This window comes from Nonomuraea sp. NPDC048826 (assembly GCF_043198225.1).
Classification (GTDB): Bacteria; Actinomycetota; Actinomycetes; order Streptosporangiales; family Streptosporangiaceae; genus Nonomuraea.
In genome coordinates, this window is sequence record NZ_JBICUQ010000002.1 from 746,678 (window position 1) to 769,643 (window position 22,966).

16 protein-coding genes are annotated in these 22,966 nt (G+C 73.1%); 10 read left to right on the forward strand and 6 right to left on the reverse strand.

Translation table 11 applies throughout. The annotated features are described in order from the left end of the window. Nucleotides 1-286 precede the first annotated feature (286 nt). The 3 genes from ACGFI7_RS09065 to ACGFI7_RS09075 are packed head-to-tail and all read right to left on the reverse strand — an operon-like array spanning nt 287 to nt 5,989. On the reverse strand, nt 287-3,388 hold the full coding sequence (locus ACGFI7_RS09065) for a chromosome partitioning protein ParA (RefSeq protein ID WP_393401164.1): 3,102 nt from the start codon (nt 3,386-3,388) through the stop codon (nt 287-289). 34 nt (nt 3,389-3,422) lie between these two features. Continuing rightward, nucleotides 3,423-4,793, reverse strand: coding sequence for a hypothetical protein (locus ACGFI7_RS09070; protein ID WP_393401166.1), 1,371 nt, complete (start codon nt 4,791-4,793; stop codon nt 3,423-3,425). Further along, entirely contained in the window at nt 4,790-5,989 is a 1,200-nt protein-coding gene (locus ACGFI7_RS09075) for a hypothetical protein (RefSeq protein ID WP_393401169.1), read from the reverse strand. The genes ACGFI7_RS09070 and ACGFI7_RS09075 overlap by 4 nt, the downstream gene beginning before the upstream one ends. Before the next feature lie 129 nt (nt 5,990-6,118). On the opposite strand from ACGFI7_RS09075, the gene ACGFI7_RS09080 reads away from it, so the two are divergent. The 6 genes from ACGFI7_RS09080 (at nt 6,119) to ACGFI7_RS09105 (ending at nt 14,287) form a co-directional block, all read left to right on the forward strand. After that, on the forward strand, nt 6,119-8,296 hold the full coding sequence (locus ACGFI7_RS09080; protein ID WP_393401171.1) for a hypothetical protein: 2,178 nt from the start codon (nt 6,119-6,121) through the stop codon (nt 8,294-8,296). 16 nt (nt 8,297-8,312) lie between these two features. Beyond that, nucleotides 8,313-9,299 (forward strand): AAA family ATPase, encoded by a 987-nt coding sequence (locus ACGFI7_RS09085; RefSeq protein ID WP_393401173.1) that lies wholly within the window; start codon nt 8,313-8,315, stop codon nt 9,297-9,299. Further along, complete coding sequence (locus ACGFI7_RS09090; RefSeq protein ID WP_393401176.1) at nt 9,299-10,375, forward strand: DUF58 domain-containing protein; 1,077 nt, start codon at nt 9,299-9,301, stop codon at nt 10,373-10,375. Before ACGFI7_RS09085 ends, ACGFI7_RS09090 begins: the two co-directional genes overlap by 1 nt. Next, nucleotides 10,372-12,450 (forward strand): transglutaminaseTgpA domain-containing protein, encoded by a 2,079-nt coding sequence (locus ACGFI7_RS09095; RefSeq protein ID WP_393401179.1) that lies wholly within the window; start codon nt 10,372-10,374, stop codon nt 12,448-12,450. Before ACGFI7_RS09090 ends, ACGFI7_RS09095 begins: the two co-directional genes overlap by 4 nt. Before the next feature lie 117 nt (nt 12,451-12,567). Beyond that, the gene (locus tag ACGFI7_RS09100) at nt 12,568-13,290 is read left to right on the forward strand and encodes a hypothetical protein (protein ID WP_393401181.1); all 723 of its coding nucleotides are present in this window, start codon (nt 12,568-12,570) and stop codon (nt 13,288-13,290) included. Between the two features lie 34 nt (nt 13,291-13,324). Further along, nucleotides 13,325-14,287, forward strand: a complete 963-nt coding sequence (locus ACGFI7_RS09105; protein ID WP_393401184.1) for a winged helix DNA-binding domain-containing protein — start codon at nt 13,325-13,327, stop codon at nt 14,285-14,287. Here the strand turns inward: ACGFI7_RS09105 and ACGFI7_RS09110 are convergent. Next, a complete protein-coding gene (locus ACGFI7_RS09110) occupies nt 14,275-15,921 on the reverse strand; it encodes a protein kinase (protein ID WP_393401187.1) in 1,647 nt (548 codons plus the stop codon). The genes ACGFI7_RS09105 and ACGFI7_RS09110 overlap by 13 nt on opposite strands. Before the next feature lie 27 nt (nt 15,922-15,948). Continuing rightward, on the reverse strand, nt 15,949-16,647 hold the full coding sequence (locus ACGFI7_RS09115; RefSeq protein ID WP_393401190.1) for a M50 family metallopeptidase: 699 nt from the start codon (nt 16,645-16,647) through the stop codon (nt 15,949-15,951). Nucleotides 16,648-16,711: 64 nt separating this feature from the next. Between ACGFI7_RS09115 and ACGFI7_RS09120 the strand changes: the two genes are divergently transcribed. The 3 genes from ACGFI7_RS09120 to ACGFI7_RS09130 are packed head-to-tail and all read left to right on the forward strand — an operon-like array spanning nt 16,712 to nt 19,186. Then, a complete protein-coding gene (locus ACGFI7_RS09120; RefSeq protein ID WP_393401192.1) occupies nt 16,712-17,569 on the forward strand; it encodes an amidohydrolase family protein in 858 nt (285 codons plus the stop codon). A 4-nt stretch (nt 17,570-17,573) separates the two neighbouring features. Further along, entirely contained in the window at nt 17,574-18,044 is a 471-nt protein-coding gene (locus ACGFI7_RS09125; RefSeq protein WP_393401194.1) for a nuclear transport factor 2 family protein, read from the forward strand. 20 nt (nt 18,045-18,064) lie between these two features. Further along, nucleotides 18,065-19,186, forward strand: coding sequence for a magnesium and cobalt transport protein CorA (locus ACGFI7_RS09130; RefSeq protein WP_393401197.1), 1,122 nt, complete (start codon nt 18,065-18,067; stop codon nt 19,184-19,186). A gap of 14 nt (nt 19,187-19,200) precedes the next feature. Here the strand turns inward: ACGFI7_RS09130 and ACGFI7_RS09135 are convergent, their stop codons facing one another. Beyond that, complete coding sequence (locus ACGFI7_RS09135) at nt 19,201-21,420, reverse strand: thiamine pyrophosphate-dependent enzyme (RefSeq protein ID WP_393401200.1); 2,220 nt, start codon at nt 21,418-21,420, stop codon at nt 19,201-19,203. 198 nt (nt 21,421-21,618) lie between these two features. Here ACGFI7_RS09135 and ACGFI7_RS09140 point away from each other — a divergent pair, with 198 nt between their 5' ends. Next, nucleotides 21,619-22,956, forward strand: coding sequence for a hypothetical protein (locus ACGFI7_RS09140; protein ID WP_393401202.1), 1,338 nt, complete (start codon nt 21,619-21,621; stop codon nt 22,954-22,956). Nucleotides 22,957-22,966 lie beyond the last annotated feature (10 nt).

Below are 22,966 nucleotides of genomic sequence, written 5' to 3' on the forward strand. Positions count from 1 at the left end.
CGCACGCCCGGGATCACTCACGCCCGGGATCACTCACGCCCGGGATCACTCACGCCCGGGATCACTCACGCCCGGGATCACTCACGCCCGGGATCACCTACGCCCGGGATCACTCACGCCCGGGATCACCTACGCCCGGGATCACCTACGCCCGGGATCACCTACGCCCGGGATCACCTACGCCCGGGATCACCTACGCCCAGGCTCCTTTCGCCCAGGTGCCACATGCCGGGATGACCATGACCTTTGGACGTCCCATTGTCCGGAACCAGGGGAGGTTGGAGGGTCAGACTGAATCGGTGGTTCGGTCGACGTAGGAGGCGAGGGCCTTGACCCGGTCCGCGTGCTGGTCGTGGCCGACGATCACCGGGGGTTCGTTGTAGGGCATCGCGTCCGAGGAGCGGCGGAGCTTGACGTACTGGCCGCAGGCGTCGATCGCGTACGGCTCCATGTCGTCCTGCAACGCCCCGATCACCGTGATGCCGTACGTCTCGCCGATCCGCCGGAACAGCGCCACCGCCTCCCGGCGATGCTCCTTGCCCAGGTTGCGGCCCAGCTCGTCGAGGACCAGGCACAGGTGACCGCCGCCCGACGAGGCGATGGCCGCCGCGCACACCAGCTTGACCGCCTTCTCGTCCATCAGCGCGGTGTTGGCCCGCCGGTTGTAGGGCACGAAGCCCTGGCCCTCGCCGCGCCGCCACTTCGGCGTCACCCGCCACTGCCAGCGCTGCTCGGGGTCGGCCGGAGCGGGCGGCACCGGGAACTCCAGCGTCGCCCCGTATCCGCCGTACGAGACGTCGAGCTTCTCGAACTCCTCGGCCACGCGCTCCAGCCTCGACTTGATCGCGGCCGTGAGCGCCGCGCGGTGCACCGCCGTCGACTGCGCCGCCTCCTCCGCGCCCTTGTCGGCCGCCGCCAGGTCGCGCTGCCGCGACACCAGCTGCGCCTCGATCTGCCTGCGCTGGTGCTTCTCGTACTCCTCCTGGCCGCGCAGGTAGGAGGCGAGCGCGCCGCACACGCCGGTGAACGTCGCCTGCTCGCGCGCCGCGCTGCCGCCCCGCTCGGCCAGCAGGAACCTCAGCTCCTCCGGCACCTCCGCGTCCTCTTCGGGGAACGTGTCGCGCAGGGCCTGGTCGAACTGTCGTTCGGCGACCCGCCACCATTCGTCGGCGGTGCGCGGCCGTTCGTCCTCGGGCAGTTCACGCAACCACTCGACGGCCGACTCGGGGGTGCCGCCCCAGTCGGCGGCCAGGGCGCCGAGCTTCAGCGCCTCCCGCTCGGCGGCGACCCGCGTCTCCTGCTCGCGGGCGCGCGCCCGCTCGCCGTCGAGCTGCTGGCGGCGGCTCTCCAGCCGCTCGATCTCCATGTCTCTCGTACGGGCGCGGAAGTCGAGCGCGGCGGTCTCCCGTTCGGCCTCCGCGACCCGCGGGACCAGCTCTTCCAGGGCGGCGACCAGCTCGGCGAGGCGGGCGCGCTGCCCGGTCAGCCGTCCTTCCAGCTCCTCCAGGCGCACCCCGGCCTTGGCCCCGTCGAGCCTGCGCTGGGCCAGCGTCACGGTCTCCTCGGCGTCGCGCACGCTCTGGGCAGCGGTGTCCTGTGCGTCCATGGCGCGGTTGAGACGCTGCTCGGCGGCCTTGATCCGGGCCTCCCGGCCGGTCGCCACCCCGTCGAACGCCCCCACCACGCTCACCCCGGCCGCGCTGACCAGCACGGACCCGGGCAGCTCGCGCAACGCCGCGACCGCCTCCGTCAACCGCCCGGCGTCGACGATCACGGCATGCTCGCCAGGCCAGTTGCGCAACTCGTCAAGCGTCGGCCCAGCCCCCATGCCGCCCGCCGGGCCGCTCGGGGTGTCCGCTTCGGAGGTTGTGCCGGTCCTGGCGGGGCCCGCGGTGTCGGAGGCGTCGGCCGTCTGACGGCGGAGGCTCGTGGCGTGGTCGCGGGCCTGTTCGGCGACGTCGAGTGCGTCCAGCAGGCCGGAGGCGGGGACGCCCGCCGCGGTGAGGGCGGCGAGCTGGGCGGCGGCCGGGCCTCCCTCGGCGTCGTCCAGGGCGGCGCGGGCCGAAGCCACCTCCTGGTCGGCCACGCCCAGCGCCTTGAGCGCCTCGTTGAGGCGCAGCCGGGACTCGCGCAACTCCCGCTCGGCCGTGGGCACGTCACGCCCGTCGGCGAACCTGCGTGCCTCCTCGAGCGCCGGGATGCGGCCACGCAGCTCGTCGGCGGAGTTCTCCGCCACCGCCCGGTCGGCGTCGAGCTTGGCCGCCCGCGCCTGGAACGCGGCCAGCTCCTTGCGGGCCTCGGTGACCCGCCGGTCGAGCGTGTCGTCCTTCAGCGTGGCGATCTCCGCCCGGACGGCGGCGATGGCCTCGGCCGCCGTCTCGCCCGCCGCCTGGTGTCGTGCCAGGTCGGCGGCGAGCGCGTCGTCCTTGGCCGCCGCGTCGGCCAGTTTGCGGGCCTGCCGCCCCTGCCAGCACCGCAGCGCCCCGGCCAGCCGCACCCGCGCCTGGTCGCGCCGGTCGAACGTGGCCAGCAGCGCCCGCGACTCCGCCTCGAACTCGGCCAGCCGCTCCGCCGCCTGCGCGGCCCGTACCCGCTTGGCGTGCTCGTCGCGCCGGGCCTCGCGTTCCAGCTCCAGCTCCGCGTCGAGCCCGGTGAGAGCCGCGATCGCCTCGAACACCCGCTCCGGCGAGATCTCGTTCAGCGGTTGCGACAGCAGGTTGGTGGCGACCTTGCTGCGCACGCTCGTCGACAGGAAGGACACGCACCGCACCCGGTCGCCGTACAGGACCTTGGTGAGGTCGCGCGCCACCACGTCACGTCGACCGGCGGACCGGGGCAGCGACGCCCAGATCTCGTCGGCCCGCGCCACCCGTTCCGCCTCCGACGGCGCGGCCGCCAGCCGGACCCCCTCACGCCAGCGGATCTCCAGGTGCGGCGCTTCCTGGTTGACCCGCAGCCAGACGGTCACCGGCGCGTCGGGCCGCCCGGCCACCCCGAACAGCTCGCCGTCGTCGTCACCCGGGTCGACCGCGTAGGCGTCGAGGCTCTCACCGCCAGCCGCGGGGGCGAACACGCCGACGATGTAGCCGTGGCCGGCGCTCGCCCACTGGCGCGCCCCCGCGCCGCTGGCCAGCTCGGCGTTGAACAGCAGCTCGGACACCGCTTTGGCGCCCGAGGCGAACCGCCACTGCTCGTCGCCGAGCAGCGCCGTGATCGACGCGATGAACGACGACTTGCCCGCGCCGTTGGAGTCCTTCGGACCCGCCCCCGCCACGACGATCAGCGTGCCGGGCACGATGGGCACCGGATGGGTGGACAGCCGTGAGATGTTGACCGCCTGCACGGCGATCAGCACCCGATCCCCGACGATGTTCTCCACCTGTGCCACCGCTACCCCCGTTTCCTTCCACCGGCCACCACGCTCACCGGGCCGTCCTCCGTGCGCGTACGGCCGCCGCCAACGGCGTGTCGGGCCCCGCCGCCAGGATGAGCTCCTCCTGCAACCGCCTGCGCGCCGCCGGCGTGAGGCGGTGGAACTGCGGGCCGGGAACGTAGCCGCCCGCCTCCTCGCCCGCCTTGACCTGGGTCACCAGCCCGGCGTGGCGCAGCGCCCGGAGCGCAGACTCCAGCTCGCCGATCGGGAGCTGGGTGTGGCGGCGCAACTCGTCGGCCGGGGTCGGATGCGGCGACAGCCAGGAGTCCTCCGGCAGCAGGCCCTCGGCGCGCGGGATGGCCACCGAATGCACCAGCACCAGGGTCAGCACGGCCCGCTCGCTCTCGCCGGGCCCGCCTCCGGGCGGCTGGTCGCGGACCACATCGTCGGCGTAGCCGGACGTCCAGCGTTCGCGTTGCTGGATGAGCGTGCGGCCGCGGCGGGCGAGCATCTCGGCGAGGGTGCGCCGCAGCGCCGGGTCGCGCAGCGCGGCGAACCTCGCTTCCTGTACGGGCTCCGCGGCGTGCTCCACCACCATGAAGGCGGCCACCAACTCGGCCCTGCGGCGCTCGTCGTACCCGCCCAGTAGGTCGTCGAACTCGGGCACCCCCGGCTCCACCCTGCTCCCCACCGCCAGATCGGCGCCCTCGGACTCAGCGGCGGGTCGGGGTGGCGTGGTGGGCTCAGATGGAGCGGTGGGGCCGGTTGCGGCGCCCGGCTCGGAATCGGGGTCGGCGTCGCCGCTGGCGGCCGGGTCGGGCGGCGTCGGCATCGAGCGGCGTTCCGGGAGGGCGGCGGCGATCAGGGTGGCATCGGGCACTACCGGCACGGCGCGCCGCTCCGGCTCGGGGATGCGGCGCACCAGGTCCTTCAGCACCGCGTGGGACTCCACCGGCCAGAGCGCGCACCGGGGCCCGAGCGAGACGATGCCGTCGGCCAGCACCGCCCACGCCGAGTCGTGCAGCCGGCGCAGCGCCCCGATGGCCCAGTTGCGCATCAGGTCGTCGGTGCGGCCGATCAGCGCGCGGTAGGTGTCGAGGATCCGTTCCAGCGGCGCGGGCTCGCCGGGCCACGGGTCGGCCGAGTGGTCGGCCCAGCAGCACTTGAGCACCGCCGCGAGCACTCGACGCGTCTCGCCGGACCGCTCCACCGGCATGGGCGCCACCTGGTGCTCCTCCAGCAGCGACGGCGTCGCCCCGTCGGGCCACACCGGCAACGCCAGCCCGGTGGAGTCGGGGCTGCTCAGCCTGGTCATGCCCGCCGGCGCCGGCAGGCCGGGCCCCAGCCGCAACGGCCCCTGGGCGCGCGCCCGTGCATGCGCGACCTGACCGGCCACCTGCGCGCCGCTGTCAGTCGTCACGGGGTGCGCTCCAGGTGGCCGTGGGAGAGCCAGGACGGCTCGCGGGACGGGTCGATGGTGAGCCCGTCGGACCAGGCCAGCCGGTAAGGCAGCTCCGGCCGCAGGTCGACGGTGGTCAGGTCGGCGAGCACCCGGCGGGCCGTGACCCAGTCGCGGCCGAGCACGTCGGCCAGGGCCACCCGGGACGCCTCGCCCAGCAGGGACTCGGCCAGCTCGCGCAGCCGCTCGACGGCGGCCTCCGGCGCGTCGCCGAGCGAGCCGGCCGGGCCGGGGTCGGGCAGGGTGGAGCGCGGAGGAGTGGGCTGGGCGGGCGCAGGCCGGGGAGCCTCGTCGACGGCGCGGGCGATGGCCGCCGGATCGTGCCACGGCGCGGGGGCGTCGAACACGAACCCGTCGAGCACCGCCGCCAGCCGCTCCTTCGGCGCCGTCTGCGCGAACGTGCGCCACGCCTCGGTCGGCAGCAGGGTCAGGTTGCGGGTGGTGCCGGCCGAGTCGGCCAGCCGCCCGGCCGCGCGGCGGGAGGCGTCGCTGTAGGCGTAGATCGCCGCCCGCAGGTCGGTGCAGACCCGGTCGAGCTCGGGCCAGCGGGTCAGGATCGTGCCGTGGAGGCTCTGCGCGCGGCGGGCGATCTCCTCGGTGCCCCACAGCTTGGGCGCCTGCTCGCGCAGTTCCTCGATGGTGCCGGTGGTGAGCGTGATCAGCTCCAGCGCCCACAGCCGGAACGCCCGCGCCAGGTTGACGGCGCTCTGCCTGGCCTCCTCCATGGTCGTGCGCGGGTCGGCGACGTTGAGATCCTCCAGGGCGAGCAGCCGGTGCATCTCGGACTGGCCGCCGTCGTCCATCATCCGCCGGATGAACATCAGGCCGACCACGCTGGTGAACGACGCGCGGTAGCGGAGCTGGTTGGGCTTGGGGAACACCTCGCGGATCGCGCCCAGCCCCTTGAGCACCCGCAGCCGGTTGTCGAACTGGTCGGCGGGATAGGCGCCGCAGGCCAGCCGCATCTGCTCGTGCGTCAGCCACTCCTCGCCCGCCTCCGCGAACGCTGCGAACAGGGTCTCGGCGATGTCGACGAGCACGGGGTCGTCGACCACCGCGCCGCTGTCGCGGGCGAGCGCCGCGAACATCCGGCGGTAGGTCGACAGCACCGCCTCATCGCTGAGCGCGGCGTCGAGGGTCAAGGGCTGCTCGGACACGCGCACTAAGGTACGGCCTCCGACCGACATTCCCCGACGCCATGCGGGGGAGAGCGATGACCGCTAGGGTGACTCGCGAGACATACGGGGGCTAAAGCAAGTTATCGGGCGTACGGGGTGAGTTTCCGCATGCGTAACGGCGTGCTGCGCGGCGACCGCGCGACGGCCGTGATCGCCGGAGTGGCCGCGGCGGTTCTCGTCGGCGCGGCGGCGATCTACGGCGTCGGCGTGTCGAGCGCGAATCCGAAGTTGGCCGACGTCGGGGCCTGGTTATGGACCAAGGCACGCGGCAAGATCGTGCACGTCAACGGCCTGTCGGGTGAGGTCGACGGCTACCTGAACGACAAGGCGGGCAGGAACCTGCGCATCGTCCAGGACGGGACGAACGTGCTGCTCGTCGACGACAGCACCGGCTACGTCAGCCGCATCGAGCCGAGCCAGCTCACCGTCACCCAGTCGCGCGACTTCGGCGCCGCGGGCGTGCAGCTCGTGCTGTCGGGCTCGACGGGGTACGCGGTGCAGCCGGAGGGCAAGGTCCAGCAGATCGACCCGCGCACCCTCAACACCATCGGCTCCCCGCTGGAGCTGCCCGGGCCGCTCGGCGCGGCCCGCATCGACGGCGGCGGCAAGCTCTGGGTGCCGGTCCCCGCCAGGGGCGAGGCGGTCCCCATCAGCGGCGGGACGGCCGGCGAGGCGCTGAAGGTCGGCAACCCGGGCGAGGAGCTGGCCGTCACGGTGGCCGGCAGCCTGCCGGTGATCGTGAACACCCGCGCCGCCACCGCCACCGTCGTCGGCTCCGACGGCGGACTCGGGCGGATCGCGCTGCCCAAGGAGGTGGCCCAGGCCGCCGAGGGCGGCGTACTCGCCCCGCCGAGCACCGAGGGCGCCCTCGTCCCGGTGCTCGCCTCCGGTGACTCCGGCCTGCTCGTGGTGATCGACACCGCGTCCAACGCGGTGCTCAACACCACCTTCGACGTGGCCGACCCGTCCGCGCTCGGGGTGCCGCAGGTGCTCGGCTCCAAGGTGTACGTGCCGGACTACAGCACAGGCTCGCTGATCGTCTGGGACAGCGCCGACGGCGGCCGGCCCACCACGCTGAAGGTGGCGCGCGACCCGGGCCCCATCGACGTGTTCGTCAAGGACGGCCTGCTCTGGGCGAACGACGAGAACGGCGACAACGCCCTCGTCATCGACCCGGAAGGCCGCAAGCACGACATCGACAAGGACGACTCCGACGTCCCCGGCCCCACGAACACGCCCAAGCCCAGGAAGACCCCGCGTCCGGACCCGACCCGTACCCAGGACGACCCCGGCCCGGCGCCGACGGACGACCAGGGCAGCCCGGACGAGACGGCGGAGCCGGAGCCGGAGCCGACCCGCGAGGAGCCGACGGCCGAGCCCACCAGGACGCCGACTCAGACGCCGACCGCGACGCCGACTCCCACTCCCACTCCCACTCCGACGCCGACCCCCACCCCGTCGGCCACCGCCCCGGGCAAGCCGGGCGCGGTCAGCGCCCGTTCCGGCCCCGGCCGGATCGACATCAGCTTCGGCCCGTCCGAAGGCGGCAAGGTCGAGCGCTACACGCTGAAGGTGTCGGGCGGCGACGGCCGGGTCACGCCGCAGTCGGTGGGCGCGGAAGGGCCGTTCCGGTTCGAGTTCGAGGGCGGCGACTGCTCGGCCGAGTACACGTTCACGGTGGTCGCGCACTGGTCCGGCGGCGAGGTGGCGTCCGACCCGAGCGCGTCGGTCAAGGCGTGCGTGGCCCCCGGCGCCCCCACCGGGTTCGCCGCCAAGGCCAAGAACCGCGGCGCCGACCTGTCCTGGAACGCCCCGGAGAACGCCGGCGACGGCGTCACCTACACGCTGTCCGGCGCGGTGACCAAGGAGGGCATCAAAGGCACCTCGTACGCCGTCGACGGCCTGAAGAACGCCCAGAAGCACACGTTCAAGCTCAAGGCCGCGAACGACGCCGGGGAGAGCCAGCAGGAGGCCACGGCGGAGGTGGACCTGGCCTATCCCAGGCACGCCTACCAGAACGCCAACAACGACGAGACCAACACGAAGATCAACTCCTGTCCCACCGGCAACTGCCAGATCGGCGAGATCCCCAAGGGCAAGTACCAGAGCCTGACCGTGATCTGCCAGACCAAGGGCCGCTCGGTCACCGAGAGCCAGTCGGGGGAGACCAGCGACATCTGGGACAGGATCGAGTGGAACGGCGGCGTCGCCTACATCAGCGACACCCTGATGAAGACCCCGCGCGGCGGCTTCCCCGCCGCCCCGCTGTTCGAGTGCACCGACTGAGTCAGGGGGACTCGGCGTGACGCATTACACGCATGACCAGACCCATCAGCCGGCGCAGCTCGCCGGCCAGTTCGCGCAGCGTTTCCAGATGCTGGCCGGCAACGTCGAACAGGTCATCCGGGGCAAGCGCGAAGCCGTCGAGCTCGCGCTGATCTGCCTGTTCGCCGAAGGACACCTGCTCATCGAGGACGTCCCGGGCACCGGCAAGACCACGCTGGCCCGCGCGCTGGCGGCCAGCGTGGACGCCCGGTGGGGGCGCATCCAGTTCACCCCCGACCTGCTGCCGAGCGACATCACCGGCGTGTCGATCTTCAACCAGGCGCACCAGAAGTTCGAGTTCCACCCCGGCCCGGTGTTCGCCAACATCGTGCTCGCCGACGAGATCAACCGCGCCTCGCCGAAGACCCAGTCGGCGCTGCTGGAGGTGATGGAGGAGCGCCGGGTCACCGTCGACGCCGAGCCGCACCCGGTGCCGCGGCCGTTCCTGGTCGTCGCCACCCAGAACCCGGTCGACATGGACGGCACCTACCCGCTGCCCGAGGCCCAGCTCGACCGGTTCCTCATGCAGATCTCCGTCGGCTATCCCGACCACGTCTCCGAGGTCGAGGTGCTCAAGGGCATGCCGTCCGGGGCGCTGGTGGACCGGCTGCCCGCGGTCGCCCGCGCCTCCGACGTGGCCGGGATGATCGACTTCGCCACCCGGATCCACGTCGCCGACCCGGTCTACGACTACATCGTGGCGCTGTGCGCCGCCACCCGCACCCACCCGCAGCTGCGGCTCGGCGCCAGCCCCCGGGGCAGCCTGGCGCTGCTGCGCGCCGCCCGGGTCAAGGCCGCCGCGGCCGGACGGCACTACGTGCTGCCCGAGGACGTCAAGGCGCTGGCCGTGCCCGTGCTCGCGCACCGGCTCATCCGCACCCCGGAGGCCGAGCTCCGCGACGTCACCGCCGCCGGCGTACTCGGCGACCTGCTCGCCGGGATGCCGCTGCCGCAGGCGGCGTAGTGCTGACGCCGCTCGGCCGGGGCACGCTCGTCGGGTCCGTCCTCCTGTACGCCGCCGGGTTCGCGCTCGGCTACCCGGAACCGGTCGTGCTCGCCACCGGCGGGCTGATCGCGCTCGCCGCCGCGCTCGCGTGGACCGCGCCCAGGCCGAAGCTGGAGGTGCGCCGCGAGGTGACGCCGGGCAAGGTGCCGCGCGGCGACGCCGCCGTCGCCGTGCTGCACGTACGCAACCTCGGCGGAAGACGGACCGGGCTGCGCGCCCGCGACCGCATCGGCGGCGCCGACCACACCGTGGACGTGCCCCGCCTGCCCAGGCACGGCACCCGCGTGCTCTCGTACCCGCTGCCCACCGGCACCAGGGGCGACATCCCAATCGGTCCGCTGATGCTGGTACGGGCCGACCCGCTGGGGCTCACCCGCCGGGTCAGGGAGTACGGCGAGACCCGCACGCTCCTGGTCCGCCCGCGCACGGCCGCGCTGCCGGTGCCGCCGTCGGGCCGCGCCCACCACCTGGAGGGGCCCACCAGCGACAGCGCGCCCAGCGGCACCGTGACCTTCCACACGCTGCGCGAGTACGTGGTCGGCGACGACCTGCGGCTGATCCACTGGCGCTCCAGCGCGCGCACCGGCACGCTGATGGTGCGCCGGCTCATCGACGCCAGCCTGCCCACGACCACCGTCGTCCTCGACACCCGCGACCTCACCGAACTCGCCGTGGACGCGGCCGCCTCCGTGGCCGTCGCCGCCGCCACGGCGGGGTTCCCGGTCCGCGTGCTGACCGGCGACGGGCCGGTGGCCGAGACCAAGGGCGACCCCGAGCTCGTCCTCGACCGGCTCGCCCTGGTCGGCCCCGGCGCCACGGGCGTCACGGAGGCGCTGCGCCGGGCCGGGGGCGGCGGGTCGCTCGTGCTCGTCACGGCAGACCCGGCCGAGGCGTCGGCGGTGTCCGCCGTCCGGCGGCGCTTCGACCGCGTGATCTGCGTACACCTCGGCCCGTCGGCGCCCGCCGCTCCCGGCGTGACGGTGCTCCCGGTCACGGACCTGGCCATGCTCCCGCTCGTCTGGGGGACCCGATGACCGCTCCGGCGGTGCTGAGCGCCGCCGGGACGCGGCGGGAAGGATGGCGGACGGCCGTCGGTCTGGCGCTCGTCGCGGGCCTCGCCGCCACCGCCGGGTGGGGGTTCCACCGGGTGTTCCCCGGCGCCGAGCTGATCCAGGTCGTGGCCCTGGCCGCGATCCCGCCGGCGGTCGTGGCCGGCCTGGCCCGCGGATGGCCGCTCTGGGTGGCTCTCGTGCTCGACGCGCTGCTCTGGTTCGCCGGCACGGTCCCGCTGTACGGGGGAGTCGCGCCTGGGGTGTTCGCCGACGTCGCCGACGCCGTGCCCGCCCTGCTCACCACGTTGCTCCCGGCCCAGCCGGAGCCCAGGCTGCTCGTCCTGGTCCACACGCTGGTCTGGGCCGCCGCGACCGTGGGCGCCGAGGTGTTCGCCCGCACCGGCACCCGTGTCGCCGCCGCCCTGCCCGCGCTGGCTGTGTACGGGGCGGCGCTGCTGCTCGGCGTGGACGGCGCGGGCTCCAACCTGCCCGTGACCGGCGCGCTCCTGGTCCTCGTCCTCGCCCTGGCCCTGACGGGCGACGGGCGCTCGCCGCTCTGGCTGCTCGGCGGACTGCCCGCCGCCGCCGCGCTGGCCGCCGTCGCCGTGCTCCTCGGGCCGCTGCTGCCCATCGCCGCGGAACCGTACAACCCTCGCGAGCACGCCGAACAGCCGCCTCCCCGCCGCGTCGACAGCGTCAGCCCGCTCGACCGGGTGTCGGCGTGGCTGCAGATACCCGACCGGGAACTGTTCACCGTCAAGGCGGAGAAACCGCTCAACTGGCGGCTGGCCGTGCTCGACCGGTACGACGGCGTCCGGTGGACCTCAGGAGCCCGCTTCCAGCCGACCGGCGGCCGGGTGCCCGAGGGGGAATGGACCGGCGCGGGCGAGACCGTACGCCAGCAGATCACGTTCCAGGACCTTCCCGGCACCTGGCTGCCCGCCGCCGAACGGCCCGTCGAGGTCGGCGGGGTGGACGGGCTGGCCGCGGACCCGGCCAGCGGGTCGCTGCTCGCCGCGCGCGAGCCCGGCGCGGGGTTCGGCTACCAGGTGACCTCGCGGGTGGCCCGGCCGTCCAGGGCCGAGCTGCGGGCGGCCGTCCCGGCGGACGACCCGGCGCTGACCGCGTTCCCCGAGGGGCCGCAGCGGCAGCTGTTCCGCCGGCTGGCCGAGGAGGCGACCGAGGGCGCCACCCTGCCGATCCAGAAGGCGTACCGGCTGCAGAGCTACCTGCGCACCGGCGCCGGTTACGACGTGACAGCGCCGCCCGGACACTCGCTGAAGGGGCTGGAGTTCTTCCTGCGCACCACGCACCGGGGCACCTCGGAGCAGTTCGCGTCGGCGTTCGCGCTGCTGGCCAGGACACTGGGGCTGCCGTCGAGGGTGGTCGTCGGGTTCCGGCCGGGCGAGGCCGTGGACGGGATCTACCACGTCAAGTCCGGACATGTCATCGCATGGGCTGAGATCAAGTTCGACGGGCTCGGCTGGCGGCCCTTCTACCCCACGCCCGGCCGCAGCGGCTCCAAGGACGACCACGACGTCGTGTCGGCCGCGATCGAGGAGAGCGAGCGCCTGGAGGGCGAGTTCGCCAAGGGCGGCGCCGACCGGGCCGCGCCCTCACGCAAGCCGTCGGCCGGCAAGGCGGACGAGAGCTCCGGCGGGCCGCCGTGGATGATCATCCCTGTCGCGGCGGCGGGACTCCTGATCCTGTACGGGACGGCGGCGCTGATCGTGCCCTGGTGGCGCAGGCGCGCCCGCAGGACGGCCGCGGGGGCGGGCGCCCGGGTGCTCGGCGCCTGGCGGCAGGCCTGCGACGACCTCGGACTCGGCCGGGAGCCCGCGCTGACCGCCGAAGAGGTCGTCACCCGCCAGCCGCCCGACATCCGGCCCCACCTCACCCCGCTGGCCGCCATCGCCAACCACGCCCGCTACGCCCCCGAGGACGTCGCCCCGTCGGCGGCCGACGAGGCCTGGCGGCACAGCGAGACCGTCCGCCGCGCCGTCAGACTCCGCACCCCCCTCCCCACCCGCCTCCGCCGCCGCCTCCTCCTCCGGTGACCCGGCAGGTGCCTTGCGGTGCGGGCGGCCCGTTGAGCTGAGAAGGTGGGCGGTTCCCCACCAGCCTTCTCTTTCGGTGGTCCGGCCGGTCCGCTTGAGCTGAGAGAGTGGGCGGTCATGGGGGAGCGGAAGACCTGGGGCGCCGATCAGGTTCGCGCGTTGCTGGACATCGCCGAAGGCAGGGGATCGAGCCGCGAGGAGGCCGAGAGCGCGGCGGCGCTGGCGGCCAAGATCCTGTACCGGATGGGGCTGGACGCCGACACGGTGCGCGGCGGCGGCGCGAGCCGGGTGGACACTTGGCGGCTGCCGATCGACACCAGCGGCGGGCACCACATCGAACGGGCCGAGGCCGTCTGGATGGTGATCAGCGCGCTCGGGTGCATGGGCTGCCAGGAGGGCCAGCGCAGACGCGACCGGGTGTCGCACGTACGGCTGGCCGGGCCGGTGGAGGTGCTGGAGTCGCTGAAGATCCTGCTGCCCTCGGTGCTGATCCAGATGGAGGTGCAGTTCGGCCTGGCCTGGCGGGCCGAGCGGGCGCGCCGCCCGGATCTCCCGGCGCCGGGACTGCGCCGTAAGAGGACGCTGTACCAGCGCGGCTTCTACCGCGGCTACGGCCGGGGCCTGGCGGACAAGATGCGGGCCCGGGTACGGGAGGTCGCCGACGAGGTGGCGGGCGGCGCCGGTGAGCTGGTGCTGGCCGGTCGGGAGGCCGCGGTACGCGCGGAGTTCGAACGCTGGGACACCAGGCCGGGCCGGACCTACCACTACGACGAGGACGGGTTCGAGCGCGGCAGGGAAGCCGCCGCGGTGGCCGATCTCGGCGACAGGTCGATCAGGTGAGGCGTCGGAGCCGCCGGCACGGGATGATCGGAGGATGCGCAGCGTCGAGAGCCAGCTCCTGCACCGGCCCGCCGGGCTGAGCGCCGGCGACGTCGTCCGGCACCTCCTGGCCGTCCAGGCGCAGGACATCCCCTCCGCCTATCTGGCCTTCCGCGCCCGGTCGGCCACGCTCACCCGGGCGGACGTCGAGGCCGCCTGGCACGACCGGGAGATCGTCAGAGCCTGGGGGCCGCGCGGCACCCTGCACTTCGTGCACGCCGACGACCTGCCCTGGCTCCACACCCTCACCAGCCGATCGCTCGCCGGCACCCAGCGGCGGCTCGCCCAGGAAGGCGTCACCGGCGACGACCTGCTCCAGCTCATCGACCGCGCTCTCCGGGGCCAGGGCCCGCTCACCAAGGCCGACCTGGAGGCACGGCTGGCCGGACGGGCGCGTGGGCAGGGGATCGTGCACCTGGTCGCGCTGGCCGCCCACCACGGGCTCGCCGTGCTCGCGCCGCCGCGCGGCGGCAAGCCCACGTACGTGCACGCCGCCGACTGGCTCGGCGCGCCCATCACCCCAGAACCGGACCGCGACCGCGCACTCGCCGAGCTGGCCCTCCGCTACCGCCGCGCCCACCACCCGGCGGAGCCCGACGACCTCGCCGCCTGGTCCGGCCTGCCCCTCGGCGACGCCCGCACCGCCTGGCGGCTCGCGCCCGCGCCCGGGCCCCCGGCCGGGTCCGAGGGGCCTCTGGTACGGCTCGCGCCCGCGTTCGACGAGTATCTCCTGGGCTGGAAGAGCCGGGACCCCATCCTCGCCCCCGAACACTCCCGTGCCGTCTTCCCCGGCGGCGGCATCCTGCGCCCCGTCGTCATCGCCGACGGCCGGATCGGGGGCACGTGGACCCGCAAGGGCGCCGACGCCACCGTCACCCCGTTCGCCGACCTGCCCCGGCGGCTTCTCGACGCCGAGATCCAGGACGTCCGCCGGTTCCTCGCGGCTCAGCCCCGCTGAGGTCGGGCGCCTCTGATGCACACCGGCTTCGACCAGGCGACCTTGCTGTTCGCGGAGATCTCCACCGGGACGCCGACCAGGAAGCAGTAACCGGTGCCCGGCTTGAGGCCCGCCACCCGGGTGGAGGTGGTGCCGGCGTCGAGCGGGGTCAGCGCCTGCTCGCCCTCCTCCACCGGGGCGCGCTGCACCACGAGAGGGTGGTGGCGGGCTCCGACGGGCAACTGCCACTCCAGCTGTACGAGCGTCCCCCGGTCGGCGGTGACCTTCACCCTCGTCGGGGCCAGCGCCGCCCCGCCGGTCTCGCCGGGTGACCGGGTGGGTGTCTGGGAGGCGGTCGTCGCCGTGGGCCGGGCGACCGGCTCGGCCTGCTCCCTGGAGAGCCACACGGCGAACACGATGCCCGCGAGTGCCACCGTCGCCACCACCCCACCGATGACGATCCGCATCCTGACAGCCCCGCCCTCAGCGCCTCCCCGTACAGGAGCGGCCGGAGCGGGGGTGACGTACGCGGGACCGGCCTGCGCGGGTGTGGGGAAGCCGCCGTACCCGGGACCTCCCGGCCCGGGGTCGGCCTGGGCGGGGACCGCGTGCAGCGGACCGGCGTGGGCGGGGAAAGCGCCGTAGCCGGGGCCGTCTCCGTACGGGGCGGCGGGGGGTGGCACGGAGATCGGGGCCTGCGGGGCGTTCCCGTACTGGGCGGCGGAGGGTGGCACGGGGGACGGGGCCTGCGGGGCGTCGCCGGTCGCCGGGCGGGGGCCGGGCCGGGGCGGCACGGGGGTGTCGTCGCCGATCAGGTCGGTGACGGGGAAGCCCAGGTCGGACTGGATCCGGCGGAGCTGGTGGGCGAAGGCGCGGGCGGACGCGTACCGCTGCTCCGGCTGCTTGGCCATGGCCCGCAGGATGGCTGCGGAGACCGGCGGCGGCACGTCGGGCCGGTTGATCGGCGGCGGTTCGACGCTCAGCACCCGGTACATCAGCGGCGCGATCGACGGGTCGGTGGCGCTGTGGAAGGCCGGCTGCCCGGCCAGCAGATGGTAGAGGGTCGAGCCGAGCGAGTAGAGGTCGCTCAAGGCCGAATGGGGCTGACCGGTCAGCACCTCGGGGGCGGCGTGCAGCGGGGTGAACGAGTGGGTCGTGACGGAGATCTCCGACGAGTCGACCACGCGCGCCACGCCGAAGTCGGCGATGGCCGGCTCGCCGTACCGGGAGACCAGGATGTTCTGCGGCTTGATGTCGCCGTGCAGGACGCCCGCGTCGTGCACGGCCGCGAGCGCGCCCGCCAGCTTGACCCCGGTGCGCAGCACCTCCGCGACCGGCAGCGGGCCCTGCGCGCGGACCTTGTCGCGCAGCGAGCCGTGCTCGAAGAAGTCCATCGCGATGTACGGCTTGCCGGAGCGCGTGATGCCGGTGTCGAACACCGTCACCACGTTGGGGTGGCCGGTCAGCCGCCCCGTCAGCCGCAGCTCCCGCTGGAACCTGCGCATCGTGCCGGAGTCCACCCGGTCGACCGAGAGCACCTTCAGCGCCACGACCCGGTCGAGGCGCTCCTGATGGGCGCGGTAGACGACGGCGAACCCGCCCTGGCCCGCCTGATCGAGCACCCGGTATCCGGGCACGTCTCCCGCCGGCAGCACCACACAACCCCCGTGTGAGAAATCGAGCTAGAGAGGATTCATCAAGTAGGCGGCCCCCGCCACCGAAGCTCCCGCCACCAGCAGGAAGAAGAACACGTAGAACCCGCCCGGCAGGAGCGTCAGCCGGGCCAGCTGGTCGGCGTCGGAGTCGCGCGCCTGCCGCCTGCGCCGCTTGCGCTGCAGCTCCAGGATGGGCCGGACGCCGCCGAACAGCAGGAACCACACCACCACGAACGCCACCACCTGCTGCACCTCGTCCGGCGCGTACATCGACAGGGCGAAGACCGCCCCGCCCGCCGCCAGCAGGATGAGCGCACCGTACAGGTTGCGGATCAGCAGCAGCATGCACACGAGGAAGAGCAGCATTCCCCAGATCAGCAGCGTGATGCGGCCCTGGTCGGTCAGCCAGGCGGCGGCCAGCCCGAGCAGCGGCGGCGCGAGGTAGCCCGCGAGCGCGGTCAGCACCATGCCGGGCCCGTTGGGCCTGCCCCTGGTCAGGGTCACGCCCGAGGTGTCGGAGTGCAGCCGGATGCCCTCCAGCTTGCGCCGGGTGAGCAACGCCATGACCGCGTGGCCGCCCTCGTGGGCGATCGTGATCAGCCCACGGGCCAGTTGCCACGGTGTGGAGAAGGAGACGATCGCCAGCGCTGCCAGTGCGGACACCACGACGACCCAGGGGGCGGGGGCGGGCTGCGACTCGATCAGCTGGGCCCAGAGCTTGTCCATCGACAACAGACCCTAGCCGGGTAAAGTCACAGTCGTGGTAACAGAACTTCATTCTGATGACGGGGTGCGTGCCTGGTGGGGGGAGCTCGGGCTGCCCGGCCTGGTCGACCTGCACGTGCACTTCCTGCCTGAGCGGATGGAGCGCAGGGTCTGGCACCACTTCGCCCACGGCGGCCCGCTCATGGGCGGCGGCTGGAAGATCGTCTACGAGTGGCCGGTGGAGGAGCGGGTGACCCGGCTGCGGGAGCTGGGGGTGACGGCCTTCCCCGCGCTCGCGTACGCCCACAAGCCCGACATGGCCGCCGACCTCAACGCCTGGACGCTCGGTTTCGCCGAGCGCACGCCCGGCTGCCTGCCCTCGGCCACCTTCTATCCCGAGCCCGGCGCGACCGCGTACGTCCAGGAGGCGGTGGACCGGGGCGCCAAGATCTTCAAGGTGCACCTCCAGGTGGGGAACTTCGACCCGCGCGTGCCCGGGCTGGACGCCACCTGGGGGCTGCTGGCCGAGACCGGCCTGCCGGTGGTGGTGCACGCCAGCTCGGTGCCGGTGCCCGGCGGGTTCGTCGGCGCGGAGCCGATCGGCGAGGTGCTGCGCCGGCATCCCCGGCTACGCATGATCATCGCTCACCTCGGCATGCCGGAGTACGACCCGTTCTTCGCGCTGGCCGAGCGGCACGAACGGGTGGCGCTGGACACCACGATGGCCTTCACGGACTTCGCCGAGATCGGCATGCCGTTCCCTGCCCGGCTTCGCCCTGCTTTGCGTGAACTCGGGCTGGCGGGGAAGGTGGTTCTCGGCAGCGATTTCCCGACGATCCCCCATCCGTACGCCCACCAGCTGCACGCGCTCGACCGGCTCGATCTCGGCGACGACTGGTTGCGGTCTGTGTGCTGGAGCAACGGCCTGGCCATGATTCGATAGCAAGGTGAACGATCGGCACGTGGCGCTGATAAGCGCGTTCTACGAGGCTCTTGGCCGTGCTGACCTGACGGCCATGGAGCGCTGCTACCACCCCGAGGTCAGCTTCGGCGACCCCGTCTTCCAGGAGCTCGAGGGCCGCGACAGGGTGATGGCCATGTGGCGCCTCCAGCTCAGCGTGGGCGACGGGATGAAGGCCGAGTTCCACGGGGCCACGGCGGACGACTTCTCCGGCACCGCCCGCTGGACCGCCCGCTACTGCATGTCCAGGACCGGCCGTCAGGTGGTCAACGAGATCGAGGCGATGTTCCGGTTCGAGGACGACCTGATCGTCCGGCACCACGACGAGTTCGACTTCAAGCGCTGGTCCAAGATGGCGCTGGGCCGGCCGCAGGGGCTGCTGTTCGGGTGGACGCCGATGTGGCGGCAGACGATCCGCGAGCGCGCCATGCGGGAGCTCGACGACTTCGCCACCTAGGGGGCGACACAGGAGGTGGCATGGCCAGGGTGAAAGGACGCCGACGCGGCGGGGTGACCCGCGAACCGGCCCCCGAGCAGTCGATGGACCCGCGGCCCAGCGAGGACGAGGCGCCCTACTTCCCGACGGTCATCAACAACACGATCTACCTGGACGGCCGGGCGATCGACAACCCCGGATCGCTGGCCGACGCCTTCCAGTGCCTGAAGGACAAACCCGGCGCGCTCGCCTGGATCGGCCTCTACCGCCCCAAGGAGTGGGAGCTGGTCAAGCTCGCCGAGGCGTTCCAGCTGCACGAGCTTGCCGTCGAGGACGCCATCGTCGGCTCCCAGCGGCCCAAGGCCGACCGCTACGGCGACACCCTCTTCGTCGTGCTGCGTGCCGCGACCTACGTCGACGAGGCCGAGGAGGTGACCTTCGGCGAGCTGCACGTCTTCGTCGGTCCCGACTTCGTGCTGACCGTCCGCCACGCCGAGGCGCCCGACCTGCAGGTGGTGCGCCGCCGCATGGAGTCGGAGCCCGACCTGCTGCGCAAGGGCCCGCAGGCGGTGCTCTACGCGATCCTGGACGCGGTCGTCGACGGCTACGCGCCGGTCGTGAAAGGGCTGCAGGAAGACATCGAGGAGATCGAGGTCCAGGTGTTCGGCGGCGACCCGGCGGTGTCCCGCCGCGTCTACGAGCTGTCGCGCGAGGTCATCGAGTTCCAGCGGGCCACCGCGCCGCTGGTGCGGCTGATCGAGGGGTTCATCGCCGGCGCCGGCAAGTACGGGGTCGACGAGGAGCTGCAGAGCTACCTCGGCGACGTGGCCGACCACGCCATCACCGTCAACGAGCGGGTGGCCTCCTTCCGCCAGCAGCTCCAGGACATCCTGGTGGTCAACTCCACCCTGGTCACCCAGGCGCAGAACGCCGAGATGGCCAGGATGACCGAGGTCAGCATCCAGCAGGGCGAGGAGGTCAAGAAGATCTCCGCCTGGGCGGCCATCCTGTTCGCGCCGACCGTGGTGGGCGGCATCTACGGGATGAACTTCGACAACATGCCGGAGACCCACTGGGCCTTCGGCTACCCGTTCGCGATCCTCCTCATGGCCGGCGTCTGCGGCGCCCTGTACGTCATCTTCAAGCGGCGCGGCTGGCTCTGAGAAGCCGCGCCGCCTCAGGCGAGCAGCTTGCGCGCGGCCTGCTCGATCTCGTCCTCCGACAGCAGCACGTGGTCGGCCGCGCCGCCCAGCGGGATGAAGCTGTCGGCCGAGGTCACCCGGGCCACCTGCCCCTGGAAGCCGGCGTCCAGCAACTCGGCCATGACGCCCTCGGACACCCCGCCCGAGTGGCGCGTCTCGTCCGCGATCAGCACCTTGCCCGTCAGCTCCGCCGCGCGCAGCAGGTCGTGCACCGGCAGCGGCGCCAGCCAGCGCAGGTCGAGCACCCGGCAGCTGTAGCCCTCCTGGGTGAGCCGCACCGCGGCCCGCAGGCTCATCCGCACCCCGTTGCCGAACGTCACGATCGTCAGGTCGCGCCCGTCGCCGTAGGAACGGGCCCCGCCGATCGGCACGTGCGTCTCCGCCCAGCGCGACGGCGGCGCGTACGGGGCCAGCCAGCCGCCGTCGCCCTGCTCGAACAGGTCCCGGGTGTGGTAGAGCGCGATCGGCTCCAGGAACACGCAGACCGACCCCTGCGTGCGCGCGGCGGCCAGGCACGTGCGGAGCATGGCGGAGGCGTCGTCGGGCCGCGACGGGGAGGCGATGACCAGCCCCGGGATGTCGCGCAGCGCGGCGATGGCGTTGTCGTTGTGGAAATGGCCGCCGAACCCCTTCTGGTAGGCGTATCCCGCGATCCGCACCACCATCGGGTTGGGGTAGGCCCCCTGGGAGAAGAACGACAGCGTGGCGGCCTCGCCCCTGATCTGGTCGATCGCGTTGTGCAGGTAGGCGAGATACTGGATCTCCGGCACCGGCAGCAGCTTGGACACCCCCGCGCCCAGGGCCAGCCCGAGGATCGCCTGCTCGTCCAGATGGGTGTCGAACACCCGGGCGGGGCCGAACCTCTTCTGCAGGCCGCGGGTGACGCCGTAGACGCCGCCCTTCTTGGCGACGTCCTCGCCGAAGACCATCATCTCCGGGTAGACCGCCAGAGCGTCGGCGAGCGTACGGTTGATCGACTGTGAGAGCGTCAGCGGCTTCTCCGACTCCGGCAGGTTGCCGGCGAACGTCCGCTCCCGCACCGCGGCCTCCGCCGCCACCGGGCTGATCTTGGCGACCAGGTCGGCGTCACGCGGCGCGATCGGCGCCATGACCTGCCGCGCCGATTCGAGCCGGGGCAGCCGGGTGGTCTCCAGCGCGATCCGCAGCACGTGCTCGCGCGCGAGCTCGTACCGCCTGAGCAGGTCCTCCGGCGTGGCCAGGCCCGCCTCGACGAGCAGCCGGGCGGTGCCCAGCAGCGGGTCGCGCGCCAGGTCGGCGCGGAGCTCGCGCTGGGTGCGGTACGCGGACTCGACGTCGGAGCCGGCGTGGCCCATCAGCCGCACGGTCGACAGGTGCAGGAACGCGGGGGAGCGGTGGGTGCGCACGTGCTCCACCGCGCGCAGCGCCGCGTCGTACGTCGCGGCCAGGTCGCAGCCGTCGGCCGGGAAGTACTCGATGCCGGGCCGCCGGGCCGTCGCCTCCACCCAGCCCTTCGGGGTCCTGACGCTGATGCCGATGCCGTTGTCCTCGCACACGAACAGGATCGGCACCCGCTGCCCCTGGTAGGTGGCGTAGGAGGCGGTGTTGAAGCCCGACAGCGCGGTGGCGTGGTTGACCGAGGCGTCGCCGAAGCTGCACACCGCGATCGCGTCGTCCGGCCACAGCCCGGTGGCGCCCAGCGCCCGGGCCCGCTCGATGGCGAACGCCACCCCCACCGCCCGCGGCAGGTGGCTGGCGATCGTCGAGGTCTGCGGGATGACGGCCAGCTCGGGATGGCCGAAGACCTTGTGCCGGCCGCCCGCGATCGGCTCGTCGGCCGCCGCCGCCAGGCCCATGAGCACGTCTCTGAGGCCCTGCTCGGGCAGCCGCCCGGCCTGCTCGGACCGGGTGAGGTAGAACGCTCCGGACCGGTAGTGGAGCAGCGCGGGGTCGTCGGGCCGCAGCACGGCGGCCACGGCCGCGTTGCCCTCGTGGCCGGCCGAGCCGATCGTGTAGAAGCCCTCGTCGCGCTCGCGCAGCCAGCGGGCGGCGATGTCGAGCAGCCGGCTGTCGAGCTGGCGCAGGTAGAGCGTCCGGCACCGCTCCCCGGTGAGGGCGGTGCCCTCCCGAACCGGGCCGCCGGGATCCCTGCCGGGCCCCGTCTGAAGTGTCTGCAGTGCCTGGATGAAATGCGTCTCAACCGTGTCGCGCGCCACATGGCGATTATTGCCGCTGAGCGGTGCTCTCGTCTGCCACTCGGCGGCGACATGTGTTGGACCGGTCCTTTTGACATGGATATATAACAGCTTGTCAGAAACGTGAACTTCGTCATGCGCCGCCCCGTCTACTGGGATTGAGACGTGGCACCCTCGCAGCCGCGTTGAAACTGCCTGGGTATCCAGAAAGGAACCCGAATGTCGTTACAACGCATCCGTACGATCGCCGTCGCGTTAGCGGTGGGGGCCGGTGCGCTGGTCCTCACGCCGCCCGCGTCGGCGCAGGTCCAGGCGCCTCCCGCGCCGGCCGTCACCAAGGTGACGATGAGCCCCGCGTCCCCGGTCGTGCTCTTCGACAGCACCGCGAAAGTGACCTTCACCATCAGCACCAAGGACGCCCAGAAGGCCAGCATGGTCTTCACCCCGCCGGGCGTCAGCACCCAGCCGATCATCGAGGCCAAGCGGGTCGGCAGGAACACCTTCAAGCTCGAACACTCCGTCGGCGTGGTGGGCACGTGGAATTACACCGCCACCGCCACCAACGGTGACAAGACCAGCGAGCCCGTGAAGGGCACGTTCGACGTCAAGAAGGCGCTCGAAACGAAGATCGTGCGCTTCGACGCCAACCCCGACCGGGTCAGCAAGGGCGACCGGGTCCGTCTCTCGGGCCAGCTCCGGGCCGGCGACGACGGCTACGGTGGCCAGGAAGTCGCGCTCACCTTCCGCTCCCGCGGCTCCGACGACTTCCGCAAGGTCACCACGACCAAGACCAACCGCAACGGCTGGTTCTCGGCGGTCGTGCGGCCGTGGCGCACCGGCGAGTGGCGGGCCGAGTTCGGCGCCAACGCCGAGGCCAAGGCGTCGGTGAGCGACAGCGACGGCGTCAGGGTCCGCTCCCGGCACCGCGACACCAAAATCGTGGGCTTCGAGGCCTTCCCCGAGCCCGTCACCAAGGGCGACAGGCTGCGCTTCAAGGGCACCCTCGTGGCCGACGGCCGGCACGGGCTGCGCGGCGAGAACGTGACCATCCAGTTCCGGGCGATCGCCTCGCGCGAGTGGAAGGACGTCACCGACGACCGGACCAGCCGGCACGGTCGCTTCTGGGCCACCGCCACCGCCGAGCAGAGCGGCTGGTGGCGCGCGGTCTACGACGGTGACCGCCGGAACAAGGCCTCGGTCAGCGGCCCCGACTTCGTGCGGGTCAACCAGCCGGTCACCAAGGCCGACACCCGCGTCATCGGCTTCAACGCCTACCCCGAGCCCGCCAAGCGCGGCCGGCACCTGAAGTTCTGGGGCCTGCTCCAGGTCGACGACAACGGGACCTGGAAGGGGTACGAGGGCAAGGTGGACCTGTACTTCAAGTCCAGGAGGTCTGACGAGTACAGGCTCGTCACGTCCGTCACGTCCGACGACGACGGCCGGGTGTTCGCCAAGGCGCGCGCCTGGACCTCCGGTCACTGGCGGTTCGTCTACGCCGGCGACGACAAGACGAACGGCGACACCAGCCGCTCCGACTACGTCCGCGTGCGGCGTTAACCACCACTGA

Excerpts from the sequence above, each read along its gene's own strand:
- ACGFI7_RS09080 (WP_393401171.1), top strand. The coding sequence starts at position 6,119 with ATGCGTAACGGCGTGCTGCGCGGCGACCGCGCGACGGCCGTGATCGCC.
- ACGFI7_RS09095 (WP_393401179.1), top strand. The coding sequence starts at position 10,372 with ATGACCGCTCCGGCGGTGCTGAGCGCCGCCGGGACGCGGCGGGAAGGA.
- ACGFI7_RS09100 (WP_393401181.1), top strand. The coding sequence starts at position 12,568 with ATGGGGGAGCGGAAGACCTGGGGCGCCGATCAGGTTCGCGCGTTGCTG.
- ACGFI7_RS09105 (WP_393401184.1), top strand. The coding sequence starts at position 13,325 with ATGCGCAGCGTCGAGAGCCAGCTCCTGCACCGGCCCGCCGGGCTGAGC.
- ACGFI7_RS09115 (WP_393401190.1), bottom strand. The coding sequence starts at position 16,647 with ATGGACAAGCTCTGGGCCCAGCTGATCGAGTCGCAGCCCGCCCCCGCC.
- ACGFI7_RS09130 (WP_393401197.1), top strand. The coding sequence starts at position 18,065 with ATGGCCAGGGTGAAAGGACGCCGACGCGGCGGGGTGACCCGCGAACCG.
- ACGFI7_RS09140 (WP_393401202.1), top strand. The coding sequence starts at position 21,619 with ATGTCGTTACAACGCATCCGTACGATCGCCGTCGCGTTAGCGGTGGGG.